This is a genomic window from Rhodococcoides fascians NBRC 12155 = LMG 3623 (assembly GCF_001894785.1).
Classification (GTDB): domain Bacteria; phylum Actinomycetota; class Actinomycetes; order Mycobacteriales; family Mycobacteriaceae; genus Rhodococcoides; species Rhodococcoides fascians.
Map to the genome: position 1 here is coordinate 176040 of NZ_BCWW01000010.1, position 15326 is coordinate 191365.

At 64.5% G+C, this 15326-nt stretch carries 16 protein-coding genes and 2 tRNA genes; 11 read left to right on the forward strand and 7 right to left on the reverse strand.

What is annotated here, in order from left to right; translation table 11 throughout:
• Positions 1–3: 3 nt before the first annotated feature.
• Positions 4–1611, reverse strand: coding sequence for a glycoside hydrolase family 13 protein (locus RFA01S_RS20780; protein ID WP_371828003.1), 1608 nt, complete (start codon positions 1609–1611; stop codon positions 4–6).
• A 189-nt stretch (positions 1612–1800) separates the two neighbouring features.
• On the opposite strand from RFA01S_RS20780, the gene RFA01S_RS20785 reads away from it, so the two are divergent.
• Positions 1801–2262, forward strand: coding sequence for a cupin domain-containing protein (locus RFA01S_RS20785; protein ID WP_032370207.1), 462 nt, complete (start codon positions 1801–1803; stop codon positions 2260–2262).
• A gap of 48 nt (positions 2263–2310) precedes the next feature.
• Here RFA01S_RS20785 and RFA01S_RS20790 read toward each other — a convergent pair whose 3' ends face one another.
• Together RFA01S_RS20790 and RFA01S_RS20795 are read right to left on the reverse strand one after the other, a co-directional pair.
• Positions 2311–2706 (reverse strand): globin, encoded by a 396-nt coding sequence (locus tag RFA01S_RS20790; RefSeq protein ID WP_027497590.1) that lies wholly within the window; start codon positions 2704–2706, stop codon positions 2311–2313.
• 50 nt (positions 2707–2756) lie between these two features.
• Entirely contained in the window at positions 2757–3686 is a 930-nt protein-coding gene (locus tag RFA01S_RS20795) for a mechanosensitive ion channel family protein (protein WP_027497589.1), read from the reverse strand.
• A gap of 261 nt (positions 3687–3947) precedes the next feature.
• On the opposite strand from RFA01S_RS20795, the gene RFA01S_RS20800 reads away from it, so the two are divergent.
• From RFA01S_RS20800 to RFA01S_RS20810, 3 genes are all read left to right on the forward strand, one after another.
• Positions 3948–4610 (forward strand): HNH endonuclease, encoded by a 663-nt coding sequence (locus RFA01S_RS20800; RefSeq protein WP_174557300.1) that lies wholly within the window; start codon positions 3948–3950, stop codon positions 4608–4610.
• 81 nt (positions 4611–4691) lie between these two features.
• Complete coding sequence (ctaJ, locus tag RFA01S_RS20805) at positions 4692–4943, forward strand: aa3-type cytochrome oxidase subunit CtaJ (RefSeq protein ID WP_027497587.1); 252 nt, start codon at positions 4692–4694, stop codon at positions 4941–4943.
• Entirely contained in the window at positions 4930–5409 is a 480-nt protein-coding gene (locus RFA01S_RS20810) for a DUF5130 family protein (protein ID WP_032368213.1), read from the forward strand. Before ctaJ ends, RFA01S_RS20810 begins: the two co-directional genes overlap by 14 nt.
• A gap of 117 nt (positions 5410–5526) precedes the next feature.
• Here RFA01S_RS20810 and pepN read toward each other — a convergent pair whose 3' ends face one another.
• Positions 5527–8100 carry an aminopeptidase N gene (pepN, locus tag RFA01S_RS20815; RefSeq protein WP_032406771.1) on the reverse strand — a complete coding sequence of 858 codons (2574 nt, stop codon included), beginning with the start codon at positions 8098–8100 and terminating at the stop codon, positions 5527–5529.
• A gap of 157 nt (positions 8101–8257) precedes the next feature.
• Between pepN and RFA01S_RS20820 the strand changes: the two genes are divergently transcribed.
• A complete protein-coding gene (locus RFA01S_RS20820; RefSeq protein ID WP_032406770.1) occupies positions 8258–8875 on the forward strand; it encodes a mycothiol-dependent nitroreductase Rv2466c family protein in 618 nt (205 codons plus the stop codon).
• A 78-nt stretch (positions 8876–8953) separates the two neighbouring features.
• On the opposite strand, the gene RFA01S_RS20825 is transcribed toward RFA01S_RS20820, so the two are convergent.
• Complete coding sequence (locus RFA01S_RS20825) at positions 8954–9613, reverse strand: DUF429 domain-containing protein (RefSeq protein WP_052060600.1); 660 nt, start codon at positions 9611–9613, stop codon at positions 8954–8956.
• A 19-nt stretch (positions 9614–9632) separates the two neighbouring features.
• Between RFA01S_RS20825 and RFA01S_RS20830 the strand changes: the two genes are divergently transcribed.
• The gene (locus tag RFA01S_RS20830) at positions 9633–10112 is read left to right on the forward strand and encodes a ribose-5-phosphate isomerase (RefSeq protein WP_032374451.1); all 480 of its coding nucleotides are present in this window, start codon (positions 9633–9635) and stop codon (positions 10110–10112) included.
• Positions 10113–10907 carry an Fpg/Nei family DNA glycosylase gene (locus RFA01S_RS20835; RefSeq protein WP_032406769.1) on the forward strand — a complete coding sequence of 265 codons (795 nt, stop codon included), beginning with the start codon at positions 10113–10115 and terminating at the stop codon, positions 10905–10907.
• Between the two features lie 10 nt (positions 10908–10917).
• On the opposite strand, the gene RFA01S_RS20840 is transcribed toward RFA01S_RS20835, so the two are convergent.
• Positions 10918–11709, reverse strand: a complete 792-nt coding sequence (locus RFA01S_RS20840; RefSeq protein WP_032406851.1) for a hypothetical protein — start codon at positions 11707–11709, stop codon at positions 10918–10920.
• Positions 11710–11820: 111 nt separating this feature from the next.
• A tRNA-Gly gene (locus RFA01S_RS20845) sits at positions 11821–11894 on the reverse strand.
• Positions 11895–12064: 170 nt separating this feature from the next.
• Between RFA01S_RS20845 and RFA01S_RS20850 the strand changes: the two genes are divergently transcribed.
• From RFA01S_RS20850 to RFA01S_RS20865, 4 genes are all read left to right on the forward strand, one after another.
• Positions 12065–12138: transfer RNA gene (locus RFA01S_RS20850), tRNA-Pro, on the forward strand.
• A gap of 101 nt (positions 12139–12239) precedes the next feature.
• Positions 12240–13619 carry a trigger factor gene (gene tig, locus RFA01S_RS20855; RefSeq protein ID WP_032406768.1) on the forward strand — a complete coding sequence of 460 codons (1380 nt, stop codon included), beginning with the start codon at positions 12240–12242 and terminating at the stop codon, positions 13617–13619.
• 83 nt (positions 13620–13702) lie between these two features.
• Positions 13703–14353: an ATP-dependent Clp protease proteolytic subunit gene (locus tag RFA01S_RS20860; RefSeq protein ID WP_072692168.1), complete on the forward strand. Its 651-nt coding sequence runs from the start codon at positions 13703–13705 to the stop codon at positions 14351–14353.
• Positions 14354–14400: 47 nt separating this feature from the next.
• Complete coding sequence (locus RFA01S_RS20865) at positions 14401–15042, forward strand: ATP-dependent Clp protease proteolytic subunit (RefSeq protein WP_008715342.1); 642 nt, start codon at positions 14401–14403, stop codon at positions 15040–15042.
• Positions 15043–15326: the final 284 nt, after the last annotated feature.

A 15326-nucleotide genomic window follows, 5' to 3' on the forward strand; every position in this document is an offset into this window, starting at 1 on the left:
GGCTCAGACGAGCCAGGCGGCCGCGTTCGCGGGAAGCATCCCGTCGACCAGCGGAGTGCTGGTCAGCAACACTTCGCCGGGTGGGAGTGGGATCGACTCGTCGGAGGCGTTGAGGGCGCAGATCAAGCCCCCGCGGCGCCGGAAGGCCAGGCACCCGGGAGGGGCACCGTACCAATCGATTCCGCCGCCGGTGAACTCCGGCCGCAGGGTGCGCAATTCGAACGCCGTGCGGTACAGGCTGAGCATCGAATCGACCTCTTCGAGCTGCGCCTCGGCGGTCAGCCCCTTCCACTCCGGCGGCATCGGCAACCAGGTGCGATCGGTGGTGGAGAACCCGAACGGAGGGGCATCACCCTCCCACGGCATGGGGACTCGGCAGCCGTCGCGTCCGCGCTCGGTGTGCCCGGACCGCTCCCACACCGGGTCCTGCAGGGCGCTGTCGGGCAGCTGCACGTTCGGTAGCCCGAGCTCGGCACCGTTGTATACGAAAATTGTTCCAGGAAGGGCCAATTCGACGAGAATCATGGCCCGGGCCCGGTGGTAGCCCAGGTCTCCGTCGCCGTATCTGGTGACCTCGCGTTCGACGTCGTGGTTCGACAGTGTCCACGTCGGGGTGCCGCCGACCAGTTCGACGGCCGCGAGCGAGTTGGAGATCGCATCGCGGATGGTCTCGGCGTCGAAATCGACACTGGCCAAGCGGAAGTTGAAGGCCAGGTGCAGCTCGTCAGGGCGGATGTATTCGGAGAACCGGACGTTGTCCTGGACCCAGATCTCGCCGACCGTCACCGCGTGGGGGTATTCGTTCATGACGGCTCTGATGCGGCGGTGCAGTTCGTGGACTCGGGGGTTGTTGAACCGGGGATCGTCGTCGTCGTTCTTCATCAGTGCGTTGAACTCGAGGCTCATGTCGGCCAACTCGGCAGGTTTTGCCATGCCGTGGGCGACGTCAAGTCGAAATCCGTCGACGCCTCGGTCCAGCCAGAATCGAAGGGTGCGCGCGAAGTCGTCGAAGACCTCGGGGTTGTCCCAGTTCAGGTCCGGTTGTTCGGGCGCGAAGATGTGCAGGTACCACTGACCGGGGGAGCCATCCTTCTCGTCGACTCGCGTCCAGGCGGGACCCCCGAAGATGCTCGGCCAGTTGTTCGGCGGCTGCGAACCGTCGTCGCCGAGCCCGTCGCGAAAGATGTAGCGCGCTCGCTCGGCGCTGCCACGAGGGGCGTTCAGAGCCGCCTGGAACCACCGGTGTTGGTCACTGGTGTGATTGGGCACCAGATCCATCGTGACCTTGATGTCGCGGGCGTGCGCCTCGTCGAGCAACGCGTCGAAGATCTCGAGACTGCCGAACATGGGGTCGATGTCGCGGGGGTCGGAAACGTCATAGCCGTGATCGGCCATGGGCGACCGCGTGATCGGTCCGATCCAGATGGCGTCGATACCGAGCAATTCGAGGTAGCCGAGTTTGTCTCTGATGCCGTCGAGATCACCGATTCCGTCACCGTTCGCATCTGCGAACGACCGGGGATAGATCTGGTAGAAGACGGCGTCCTGCCACCACGACAACTCGGTGCTTTCGATCGGATCGGTCACAACTGGCAATAGTGCCAAACGAATGGGCTGCGAACGATTCGAGGGCGCTGGGGTGGACCCGGCACCCTGCAATGGCGGTCGATCCGAAGGTAAAGGATTGTGCTCATTCACATGACCGACACGTATCCGCACGTTTGGAAAGTGTTGTATGTTCTGCAACGTAAAACGTGCAGCGGCCGGCGCCGCGCCCGACGGTGAGGACGCGACGACACCATGAGAACCTCGACCATAGAAGCCGTGCGGCTGGAAGATGTTTCCCTCTCCGACAGTCCCATCGAACCCACGTGGATCCTCGAGGGAAACCCGCGGGCTCGAGTCGCGGAGTGGTCCAGGAGTACCGACGGCACCACGACCACCAATGTGTGGGATTGCACGGCCGGACGCTTTCGGTGGTACTTCGCGGTCGACGAGATCGTCCACATCATGGACGGGTCGGTCGTGGTGTCCAGCGAAGATCACGCGCCCCGGACTCTGGTCGCCGGCGACGCGGCGTTGTTCCGCGCCGGCACCTGGTCGGAATGGCGCGTCGACAACTACGTGCGTAAGCACGCCATCTTGCGGCAGCACCTGCCCGCGCCGCTGAGCTTCGTGCTCGGGGTAGCCGGCTCGCTCCGCCGCAGGCTCGGCCGCCTCAGAGGTGGCGCAGCGGGCCCGCGGCGAGGCGCATCGCTGTAGTTCGTGACGCTGTAGTTGGTAACGCTGTAGTACGTGACGCCGTAGCTCTCAGATTGCCGAGTTCATCATCGAATTGGCGGCCATTTCCATGTAGTCGACGAGTTGCGTTCGGTGCGCAGAATCCAGGACGGCCGGGTCGATCGAGGCGATCGCGATGTGCATGCATCGAAGCCAGGCGTCACGTTCGAGCGGCCCGATCCGGAACGGGTTGTGCCGCATCCGCAGTCGCGGATGACCACGTTCGTCGGAGTACGTACGAGGCCCGCCCCAGTACTGCTCGAGGAACATTCGCATCCGCCGTTCGGCCGGTGCCAGGTCCTCCTCGGGATACAGGGGCCGCACGATCTCGTCCTTGGCCACTTCCTCGTAGAACTTCGCCGTGAGCAACCGGAACGTCTCCGCACCGCCGACCGCGTCGTAGAACGTCTGTTGCGGTTCGGTCATCACACTCTCTCTGTTCGTTCCTCGTCGGCGTCGGTCACGCTCATTGTCCCTCAGCTGCTGCTCTCGACTGCAACCCCACCCGGACGGCCCAGCGCATACGGGGCTTTGATACCGGCATCGTCGAACGACTGCAGGATGTCGCGGTGGAGGCGACGCTGCACTGCCCATTGGCGGCCGGGTCGGGTCTTGATCGTGATCCGGATGGTCACGGTATCGGCGCTGACGGCATTGACGCCGAGCATCTCCGGGGGTTCGAGGATGTCACTGTCGAAGTCGCCGGAGTCCACGACCTCGTTGGTGGTTCTCTCGGCCACCGCGCAGGCCTCGTCGATGTTGGCCGTGTGGGAGACGGGGAGGTCGAGGACAGCGACCGCGAACCCTTGGCTCATGTTGCCCACCCGCAGAACTTCACCGTTTCGGCAGTACCACACGGTGCCGTTGACATCTCTGATCGTGGTGACGCGCAATCCCACGCTTTCGACCGTGCCGATCGCCTCGCCGAGATCGACGACGTCGCCGACCCCGTACTGATCCTCGAGAAGCATGAAGATTCCGGACAGGAAGTCGCGGACGAGGTTCTGCGCACCGAAACCGAGGGCGACACCGACGATCCCCGCCGACGCGATGAACGGGGCGACGTTCACACCCACGACGTCGAGCACCGACAGCACGAACCAGGTCAGGATCATGACCGACACCGCAGATCGGAGCACCGAACCGATCGTGTTGGCCCGCTGTCTGCGCCGTTCGTTGAGTATCTCGCCCTTCACCGTTCCCGAGGACCGGTCGCGTAACGGCCGGAGAAGTGCAGGTGATCGGCCGGCGTCGTGTCGAGTGAAGCGGTCGATCATTCGGTGCAACACGAGCCTGAGCACGATCGCCAGAACCAGATAGCCGAGGATCTGCAACGGACGGTCGACCAGCCAGTCGCGTCCGGTGTCGGTCAGTTCGAATGCTCGGGTGTCGAGCTCTCGCAGCAGCGAAGGTTCGGGTAACGGCGATACGGACAGAAGGGTTGATACAGCCACCCGAAAAGTCTACGGAGACACAGAAATCTTGCCAGTCACGCAGCGCATAGCGGTATCGATCCTCGAACTCGCCGATCGGAAACCGGAATGTTCACCGATCGGCAACAGAAAATGCGCAGAAAAAGGCTGTGCGCGGGCGGTGTATTCGTGTTCCACTGTGAACCGTGTTCCACGCAAGCCATGCGCGGGCGCCGACACTCCCTGGAGTAATGCATGAAGAACTCTCAACACCGCCACCGACAACTCCCGCCCACTGAGGGCCGCACCACGCACGACCAGCGTGAGACGGCCTCGGGGGCTTCTCCGCTGCGCGTGGTGCCGACGGCACACAACGCCACGGGCGACGACGCCGTGCCGGCGTGGGTCAAGCGCCGTGTGCTGCTCCTCAACGCAACTTTCGAACCACTGACCGCGCTTCCGATGCGCCGGGCGGTGGTTCTTCTCGTTTGCGGCAAGGCCGACGTGATCCACGACGATCCGGAGGGGCCGTTCATCCGGTCGGCCGATTACTCCGTCCAGGTGCCGTCGGTGATTCGGTTGCGGACGTTCGTCCGCGTTCCCTATCGAGCGCGGGTGCCGATGACGCGCGCGGCACTGATGCATCGCGACAGATTCCGCTGCGCCTATTGCGGCAGCAAGGCCGAGACCGTCGATCACGTCGTGCCTCGCAGCCGCGGCGGCGGCCACTCGTGGGAGAACTGCGTGGCGTGCTGCGCCTCCTGCAATCACCGCAAGGCGGACAAGCTGCTCAGTGAGATCGGGTGGACGTTGCGAGCCCAGCTCGTACCGCCGAAGGGCCCGCATTGGCGTCTGCTGGCGACTACGAAGGAGTTGGACCCGAGCTGGTTGGCATACCTCGGTGAAGGTGCTGCCTGACTGTCGGCCGTTGGCTCTTTTCGGTCACAACACCGGCCCCGACGTGGTCCGACGGGCAATTGTCGACTAACGTCACACCCCGTGAGCATTTTGGAGACCACGCTGATATTCGGGGTGATTCCGGTTGCGGTGATCGGAATCGTCGGCGCGCTGTCCTACTTGACCGACAAGCAGCCGGGGATGGACGTCGCTCCGTACCGGCTGACGGACGAGTGGACGCGCGAGCCATTGCTGTGGAGCGCTACGGACGAGGTGACTCCGTTCGGGGGCCACGGATCGCACGACGCGGACACAGCCGATTCGATCGGAGGTGCTGCAAGTGGCAAGTGGTGAACTGGTACGTGGCGGTGACATCCGAGAAGAGGACCTGCCGTTCGGGGCTGCGCTGACGGCGAGTGGTCGCGTATCGGTGGCACACGAGTTCGGCACGCCGAGCCCGGAGCACCTGCCTTTCGCGACGCAGGATCTGGTCGCGCTCGACGACGCACTGAGCGAGGCGACCCGGAAGACGAAGATTCGGTTCAACATCTACGTCGGTGACCTGGGAGTCGATCCGGCTGCGGGAGCGGATTCGGTCTTCCCCGGCACCCCCGATGCGATTCGTTCGGTTCTGATCGCTGTCGACCCCAACCGGCACGCGCTCGAGATCCGCACCGGAAAGCGGGTCTCGAACCGTGCTACCGATCGGGTTGCTCAGCTCGGCGTCACCGCTGCGCTCGGCCCGTTCCGCGACGGCAACCTCATCGACGGTCTCGTGACCTCGGTCCGCGTGATGGCAGCATCCATTCTCGCGCCGTAGCTCGTCGCGCTCCATCCCCGTAGTTCTCGGCCGGCGGTCCCGGCGACGACGAGGGCCGGTTGCATCTCACCTTCGCGGGTGAGACGCAACCGGCCCTCGTCGTATGTGTACCTGCGATCAGCCGGCGTCGTATGCCCGGGCCGCGAGTGCCCGAACGACTCCGGCGCGGCCTTCGATCACCAGTCGGCGCAGAGCGGGTGGAAGATCGCCATCGAGGAACCTGTCGGCTGCGGCCAACGACTGCTCGCTGATCGACCACGATGGGTAGAGGCCCACCACGACGGTCTGTGCGACTTCACTCGATCGACGAGCCCACACGCCGTCGATCGCCTCGAAGTAGCGGTCGACGTACGGCTCGAGCAGTTCGCCCTGGCCGGGGCCCGCGAAACCACCGATGATCGACCGCGCCGTGATGTTCGGAACCGCGTCGTCGTCGACGACGGTCGTCCATGCCCGCTCCTTCACCTCGGCACTGGGACGCGCAGCTCGTGCAGCGGCAGCCGACCGCGCTCCGGCGGCGGTGTTGTCCTTCTCGGCTTCGGCGTCGATGACCGGCGAATCGAGCCCGTCGGCATCGATGGCTCCGGCCGCCGCAAGGGCGGTGACGATGCGCCACCGCAGATCCGTATCGATGTCGAGTCCGGCCAGGGACTGCCCCTGGGCGTCACCGTCCAGGAGAGCGCGCAATACCTCGACATGGCGCTCGCTGAGTTCGGTACCGGTCAGAGCATTGACGAACGCCAACTGGTGATCCGAGCCCGACTCGGCACCGCGGGCCAGCTCGAGCACTGCGTCGGCGAACTCGGGGACTCCGTGTTCGGCCGCCCACGCCGGATCGGCGTAGCTGGTGACAGCCGTCTGCGCCTGGAGCAGAAGACGTTGCACCACACCCACTTCGGTCTCGCTACCGATTCCGCGCTGGACCAGAGCCACGAAGTCGCGTGCCTTCATCTCGGCGGACCGAGTCATTTCCCATGCGGCCGACCAGGCGAGAGTGCGGGGGAGCGACTCGGCGATGTCGCCGATCCGATCGACGAGAACACCGAGCGAATCCGGATCGAGCCGCACTGCGCAATACGTCAGGTCGTCGTCGTTGACCAGCACGAGCTTGCCGCGCGATACACCTACGAGCGCTTCGACATTCGTCGATTCGGCAGCCTCGAGGTCCAGCTCGACGCGGTCGGTACGCACCAACTTGCCGTCGACGTCGTCGTAGATGCCGATCGCGATGCGGTGTACGCGATGCTCGCCCGCGCCCGGTGCTGCGCCGGTCTGCGACACTGCGAACCGGGTGAACTTGCCCTCCGAGTCGACGTCGAAATCGGGGCTCAGAGTGTTCAGGCCGGTGGTCCGCAGCCACTGCGCACCCCAATCGGAGAGATCGCGGCCCGATGACTTCTCCAGTGCCGCAAGCAGATCCGAGAACGTTGCGTTGGCGAAGGCGTGATCGACGAAGTAGGCCCGCAACCCGGCCAGGAAGTCTTCCTTACCGACGTACGCAACCAGCTGCTTGAGCACGCTGGCACCCTTGGCGTACGTGATGCCGTCGAAGTTGACCTCCACGGCGGCCAGATCGGGGATGTCCGCGGCGATGGGGTGCGTCGAGGGCAGCTGGTCCTGTCGGTATGCCCAGGCCTTCTCGACGTTGGCGAACGTCGTCCACGCGTTGGTGTATTCGGTCGCCTCGGACTGGCACAACACGGAGGCGAACGTCGCGAACGACTCGTTGAGCCACAGGTCGTCCCACCATGTCATCGTCACCAGATCGCCGAACCACATGTGCGCCATCTCGTGCAGCACGGTCTCGGCGCGTCGCTCGTAGGAGTACCGCGTCACCTTGGACCGGAAGACGTAATCCTCGAGGAACGTGACGGCCCCGGCGTTCTCCATGGCTCCGGCGTTGAATTCGGGCACGAACAGCTGGTCGTACTTGCCGAACGCATACGGGGTGCCGAAGTTCTCGTGGTAGAAACCGAAACCCTGCTTCGTCTCGGTGAACAGTCTCTCGGCATCCATGTGTTCGGCAAGGGATGCGCGGCAGTAGATTCCGAGAGGGATGGTGCCGTGATCGTCGGTGTACGAATCGGTCCACTCGGCGTAGGGACCGGCGATCAGAGCAACCAGGTATGTGCTCATCAGCGGCGTCGTGTCGAACACGTGCTCACCTGCGGCCGGCTCGGCACCGTGCGCTGCGTTGGAGATGACGGTCCAGCTCTCGGGAGCGGTGACCTTCAGGTCGAACGTGGCCTTGAGATCGGGTTGATCGAAGCACGCGAACATGCGCTTGGCGTCCGCAGTCTCGAACTGCGAGTACAGGTACACCGAACCGTCCGACGGATCGACGAAACGGTGCAGGCCTTCGCCGGTGTGCGAGTAGACGCAGTCGGCATCGACCACGAGCTCGTTGTGTTCGGCGAGATCGACCAGAGCCAGCCCCGTCGACTCGTCGTAGTTCGTCGTGTCGAGCGCTGTGCCGTTGAGCGTCGCCGACCGGATGGTGCCTGCGACGATGTCCACGAAAGTCGACGCTCCGGCGGTCGCGGCGAACGTGATGGTGGTGAGCGAGCGGAACGTCTTCTCGCCGGGATTGCCCTCGCCGTCGGTGAGATCGAGAACGATCGCGTACTTCGTTTCCCCGATGATCGCCGAGCGCTCGGAGGCTTGGTCACGCGTCAGGTTGGGAGCAACCACTTCAGTCGACACCTCTTCGTGTAGTTATGGGTAGTGCCGTCCATCCCATCACGTCCGCCGTGTCGCGCGCTGGCTGACGGGTCGCGTGGAATGTCCGCGCGGTGGCCGGGTGTTACGACATGAAGAGACAGCGACATCGACTTTCGAGGAGCAGACAGTGACCGGTTCAGGACAGAAAGACACCGCTGATTTTTGGTTCGACCCGCTGTGCCCATGGTGCTGGATCACTTCACGTTGGATTCTCGAGGTCCAGCAGGTGCGCGACATCGACGTCAACTTCCACGTCATGAGCTTGGCCGTCCTCAACGAGGGCCGCGACCTGCCCGAGGAGTACGCCGCGATGATGAAGAAGGCGTGGGGTCCGGTGCGGGTGGCGATCGCCGCGGCGAAGAGCAACGGCGACGAGATCCTCGCGCCGCTGTACGCGGCCATGGGCACGCGAATTCACAACGAGGGCAACAAGGATTTCGACGTGGTCATCCGGGAGTCCTTGGCCGAACTCGACTTGCCCGCCGATCTCGCCTCGGCAGCCGAGAGCACCGATTACGACGAGGACCTGCGCACCAGCCACCACGCAGGAATGGACAAGGTCGGCCCCGATGTGGGCACTCCCACCATTCACGTCAACGGCGTGGCGTTCTTCGGCCCTGTGCTCTCGCGGATTCCACGCGGTGAAGAGGCAGGCAAGTTGTGGGACGCGTCGGTGATCTTCGCGGCGTACCCGCACTTCTTCGAGCTCAAGCGCACCCGCAACGAGGACCCGCAGTTCGACTGATCGCGTGACCCTCGTGCGTGGAAACTCGTAGCAGGAGCCGAACTTTCACGCACGAGGGGCCAGTTCGCGCACGGGGGATCAGGCGACGATTCGATCCGAGCCGCTGTCGGTGCCGAACGTCAGATGCTCGCCCAGATGGAAGCGCCTGGCCGACCACGCCGCTGCGGCGGCATCGAGAAAGTCGTCGGCGAGCGGCCCGTTCGGCAGGTCGTCCAGATGGAGATCCCCGGTCCACCGGGTCAGTGCGGCCAACCGTTGCCCGACGCCGCGGCCGGTCTTCTTCGATGCGTAGATCGTGGTCGGTGACATCGCCCTGAACGAGCATTCGGGATGCACTTCGACGTATTGTTCCGGATCGAAGTCCGAATCTCGCCACGCCCGGACCGCGGGCAAGATGTGCCACGTTTGTTTACTGATCGCCTTGCCGGTCTTCGACCGCGAGATCGAGCACGCCTGTTCGTACGACACCGCGTCCAGAACATCCGCGACCGGGGTGTGAAAGATCGAACTGCGCGCCGTCCCCAAGAACTTCTTCGCCTCCAGTTCGCTGACGCGATAACCGTCCACGGGTAGCGACAGCGGCATGTCGACGCCCACTCGCGCGCAGTCTCGGGTGTGCTCCAACACGTCGGAGACGGAGGAGCAGGCCGTCCACGTCACTCTCGTGCCGTCGAACACTGCGACCACCCACGCACCCTTCGCGCCGTCGACACCGGCGAATTTCTCGGCTCGTGACATCACCTGTCAGACTCTAGGCATGCGCGTATACCTGGGTGCCGACCACGCCGGCCTCGAGTTCAAGAATCAGATCATCGAACACCTGACGGCAACCGGGCACGAGCCCGTCGACTGCGGTGCGTTCGACTACGACCCGGTCGACGACTACCCGGCCTTCTGCATCGACGCAGCACGTCGCGTCGTCGCCGATCCGGGCAGTCGCGGCCTCGTGCTCGGCGGATCCGGAAACGGCGAGCAGATCGCCGCGAACAAGGTGCCGGGCGCACGCTGTGCCCTCGCGTGGAGCGTCGAGACGGCAAAGTTGGCTCGCGAACACAACGATGCGCAGCTCATCGGCATCGGCGGCCGCATGCACACGTTGCCCGAAGCACTTGCCATCGTCGACGCGTTCCTCGGCACCCCGTTCTCGGGCGAGGAGCGCCACCAGCGTCGCATCGACATCCTGTCCGAGTACGAGCGCAGCGGCGAAGCACCCGAGGTTCCGGGAAAGCCCGAGTAAGTGCCCGAAGGGCATACCCTGCACCGACTCGCTCGGTTGCATCAACGTCGGTTCGGCGGGGCACCGGTGGAGGCGAGCAGTCCCCAGGGACGGTTCGTTTCCGGTGCCGCGCTGATCGACGGCCTCGTCCTCGAGAAGGCCGAGGCATGGGGCAAGCATCTGCTGCACCGCTACGAATCCGACCTGATCGTGCACATTCACCTCGGCCTGTACGGAAAGTTCACCGAACACGCTGTGCCACTAAACGATCCGGTGGGTGCGGTGCGTCTGCGCATCGTGGGGGAGAAGTACGGTGCCGACCTCCGCGGCCCCACGGCCTGCGAGATCTACACCGAGCAGCAGGTCGACGCCCTCCTGGCGCGTCTGGGGCCGGACCCGCTCCGCAAAGATGCCGACCCGGATGCGGCCTGGGCACGAATATCCAAGTCACGCACGGCCATCGGCACGTTGCTGATGGATCAGAAGGTGCTCGCCGGCGTCGGCAACGTCTACCGCGCCGAGATCCTCTTCCGGCACGAGATCAACCCGATGCGGCCCGGAAAGGACCTCGATCGAGCCGAGTGGGACGCCATCTGGCTGGATCTCGTGGACCTCATGGCCATCGGTGTCCGGCGCGGTCGCATCATCACCATCCGGCCCGAGGACGATCACGGTGACACCTACGGTGCCCGCCGGCCGCGTTCGTACGTCTACCGCAGGGAAGGCCTCCCGTGCCGCGTGTGCGGAGCCGAGATCCTGCACTCGACGATGCAGGCGCGAAACCTGTTCTGGTGCCCCGTCTGTCAGGCGACCTAGGGCCGGCGAGCTAGAACCCGCCGAAATCCCCTCCGCCTCCGCCGTCGAAAAAGCCACCGCCGTCTCCGCTGTCGAAGAAGCCGCCGCCGTCACCGCCGTCGTTACCTGCTCCGGCGTCGCCACCGTCGTAATTGTCACCAGCACCCCCGTCGGAACCGTCGGCACCCAGGTCGCCACCCGCTGCGGTCTCGTCCGGAACCCCGGCCATGCCGGAGAACATCGCCGAGAACAGGAACATCGAGCCCATTCCCCATGCGCCGGCGACCAAGGCCGGACGCCACCACGGTTCGGAGTACCAGCCTGCGGGGACGGGTCGGCCCGCCACTCGTCCGCCGGGGTAGTAGTTCGGGGTCCGGTCCGACGGGTCCGGTGAGGCCGCGATCTCTCGTCCCTCGAAGTCGACCTTGCGTTCCTCGGTGACACGGCCTGCCTGCTGTTGGCCGTCGATGCCCTGTACCTCGGGGCCCGGGTCCATGCCCATCGCCAGGCGCGCGGCGCGAATGTAATAGAGCCCCTCGAGCGCGGTCTGCTTGGCCAGCCTCGCCTGCTCGACGGTTGTCGCCTGGTCGATCTGCGAGCCTGCTGCGATATTGCGCTCGGATGCGTCGGCGAGGGCCTGCTTGGATGCGGTGTCGGAGCCCACGAGGTTGTAGACCTGGCCGCCGAGCCGTTCGATCGACTGGCGGGCGTCGGCCTTCGCATCGGCCAGTGCGGTGGCCGCGGCTGCGGCGGAGTTCTTCTTGCTGCGAAGCACCAGCAGTGCCACTACGGCCACGACGATGACGATCAGGACGATTTCCACTTCTGAGCCTTCCATCGGCGATACATGTCCAGTTCGTCCGATTCACTCGAACACTGTCGACGATACGCGGACACGAAAAAGCCCCGCACTCGTGAAGTGCGGGGCTTTCGATGGAGCCGATGACGAGAATCGAACTCGCGTAGCCTGTTTGGAAGACAGGGGCTCTACCATTGAGCTACATCGGCGTGCAAACAACAGTCGTGGGATCGCCAGTTCCGTCGCCTGCGTTTCAAGACTGTACCCAAAGCGGTTGCCGGATTCCAAACCGGCCCGTCGAGCCCGGTCTCACGGAACGTCATGGGTGGGGCGCCCATGAGGGGCTACTATCGGTTGCTGTTCAATGGTGTCCGTACGACGGGGTGTGGCGCAGCTTGGTAGCGCATCCGCTTTGGGAGCGGAGGGTCGCAGGTTCAATTCCTGTCACCCCGACAAATGAGAGCCGCGGGCACGGCTCACCGTGCTCGTGGCGAGCGGAAGACAGCAAGCCAGAACTGCCAGCAAGCAAGAATCACCACAAAGGAGCATGTCCCGTGAAGAGCACCGTCGAGCAGCTGAGCCCGACGCGAGTCCGTATCAACGTTGAGGTGCCCTTCGAGGAGCTCAAGCCTGATTTCGACCGCGCGTACAAGGCTTTGGCTCAGCAGATCCGCCTCCCCGGATTCCGTCCCGGCAAGGCTCCGGCCAAGTTGCTCGAGGCGCGAGTCGGCCGTGGTGCAGTACTCGAGCAGGTCGTCAACGACGCTCTTCCCTCTCGCTACTCCGAGGCCGTGACCAACGAGAAGGTCAAGGTCATCGGCCAGCCCGAGATCGAGATCACCAAGATCGAAGACGGCACCGAGCTCACGTTCACCGCCGAGGTCGACGTGCGTCCCGAGATCGAGCTGCCGGATTACTCGACCATCAGCGTCGTCGTCGATCCGCTCGAGATCAAGGACGAAGCCGTCGACGAGCAGCTGCAGTCGCTCCGTCAGCGTTTCGGAACCCTCACCGGTGTCGATCGCCCGGTTCAGTCCGGCGACTTCGTGTCCATCGATCTCTCGGCCACGGTCGACGGCGAGAACGTCGAAGAGGCCACCGCCAGCGGGCTGTCCCACGAGGTCGGTTCCGGCCAGCTCATCGAGGGCCTCGACGACGCGATCATCGGCGTCTCGGCCGACGAGTCGAAGGAGTTCACCTCCACGCTCGTGGCCGGTGAGTACGCGGGCAAGGAAGCCGTCGTCACGGTCAAGGTCGTCTCCGTCAAGGAGCGCGAGCTGCCCGAGGCCGACGACGAGTTCGCCCAGCTCGCCAGCGAGTTCGACACGTTCGACGAGCTGCTCGCAGACCTGAAGACGCGCGTCGAGCGAGTCGCGAAGGTCGAGCAGGCCGGTCAGATCCGCGACAAGGTGCTCAAGACGCTGCTCGAGACCCTCGAGATTCCGGCTCCCGAGGCCGTCGTCAAGGCCGAGGTCGATTCCCAGGTGCACGAGGCCATCCACGGCCTCGATCACAACGAGGAAGCGCTCGCCGAGTTGCTCGAGTCGCAGGGTTCGAGCCGCGAGGAGTTCGACAAGGACGTCAAGGAGGGTGCCGAGAAGTCGGTGCGCACCCAGCTCCTCCTCGACGCCATCGCCGAGGCCGAGAACACTCAGGTGGGCCAGGACGAGCTGACCGAGCGGATCATCTTCCAGGCCCAGCGCTACGGCATGCCGCCCGAGCAGTTCATCCAGCAGGTCCAGCAGGCCAACCAGCTCGGTGCCGTGTTCGCCGACGTCAAGCGCGGCAAGGCGCTTGCCTCGGTCGTCGAGCGCGTCACCGTGACCGACACCAACGGAGCCAGCGTCGACACCGCCGAGCTGTTCGGCAGCCCTGCCGATGCTCCCGACGAGGTCGAAGCAGCTGATTCTTCCGAGGGCGAACAAGAGAAGTAACGCTCACAGCGAACGACGGCGGTTCCGGGACTCCGGAGCCGCCGTCTTTCGTTAGTGTCTGTGTCAGGAACCAACGATTTGTTATGGAAAAGGCAGGTACCGTGACTGTTCAGAATCCGGCGGCTTCGCACGAGCAGAGTCCCGTCATGACTTCGGCCGCAGCAGGGCTGAATCTCAGCGACTCCGTGTACGAGCGTCTGCTTCAAAACCGCATCATTTTCCTCGGTACCCAGGTCGACGACGACATCGCCAACAAGTTGTGCGCGCAGATCCTGCTCCTGTCGGCTGAGGACCCCACCCGCGACATCTCGCTGTACATCAACTCGCCCGGTGGCTCGGTCACCGCAGGTATGGCGATCTTCGACACCATGGAATTCGCCGAGTGCGATATCGCCACCTACGGGATGGGCCTGGCTGCCTCGATGGGCCAGTTCCTGCTCTCGGCCGGTGCGAAGGGCAAGCGGTACGCCCTTCCGCACGCGCGCATCATGATGCATCAGCCTTCGGCCGGTATCGGCGGCAGCGCTTCGGACATCGCGATCATGGCCGAGCAGTTCGCGCACACCAAGCGTGAGATGGCCGAGCTCATCGCTCAGCACACCGGCCAGACCGTTGAGCAGATCACCGAGGATTCCGACCGTGACCGGTGGTTCACGGCACAGGCGGCCAAGGAATACGGGTTCGTGGATCACGTCGTCAGCCGCGCGCGGCAGGCCGGCGGAGTCGGCGAGTAATTCGGCCGCTACCGGCGACCCTCGATCACTCACATCTTGGAGAAACGATGACAAACCTGTTCGATCCCAACCAGTTGCCGTCCTCGCGGTACATCCTTCCGTCCTTCGTCGAGCACTCGAGCTACGGCGTCAAGGAGTCGAACCCGTACAACAAGCTGTTCGAGGAGCGCATCATCTTCCTCGGCGTTCAGGTCGACGATGCGTCTGCCAACGACGTCATGGCACAGCTGCTGGTGCTCGAGGGCCTCGACCCCGACCGTGACATTACGATGTACATCAACTCGCCCGGTGGCTCGTTCACCTCGTTGATGGCCATCTACGACACGATGCAGTACGTCCGCGCCGACGTGGCGACAGTGTGCCTCGGCCAGGCGGCTTCGGCTGCCGCGGTACTGCTCGCAGCCGGTACCCCCGGCAAGCGCGCGGCTCTGCCGAACGCACGAGTGCTGATTCACCAGCCCTCGAGCGGCGGAATCCAGGGCCAGGTCTCGGACCTCGAGATCCAGGCCGCCGAGATCGAACGTATGCGTCGACTCATGGAGACCACCCTCGGCCGCCACACCGGCAAGGATCCCGACGTGATCCGCAAGGACACCGATCGCGACAAGATCCTCACCGCCGAGCAGGCCAAGGACTACGGCATCATCGACACCGTGTTCGAGTACCGCAAGCTCTCGGCTCAGAAGTAGCACGCAAGTACCACCGGTCGGATCGCCTCGCGGTCCGGCAGACGATCGGACGCCGGGCACGAGTGGACAACTCGGCCCGGCTGTCTCGATTCACGCCCCGAATGCCGTGATTGGTGAAAACGGGCGGCGAATCACCGGAAACAACCCGCCCATGTTCGGCGAACACGGGTAGCGTCGCATCCAAGAACTCGGTCGGAGCATCTCGAACTCGGCATGCCATCGATCGAGAAGTAGCCCGTCCTTCCGCGTATGCGGTCGGCCGGGTCGTACGCGGACAAGGAAGT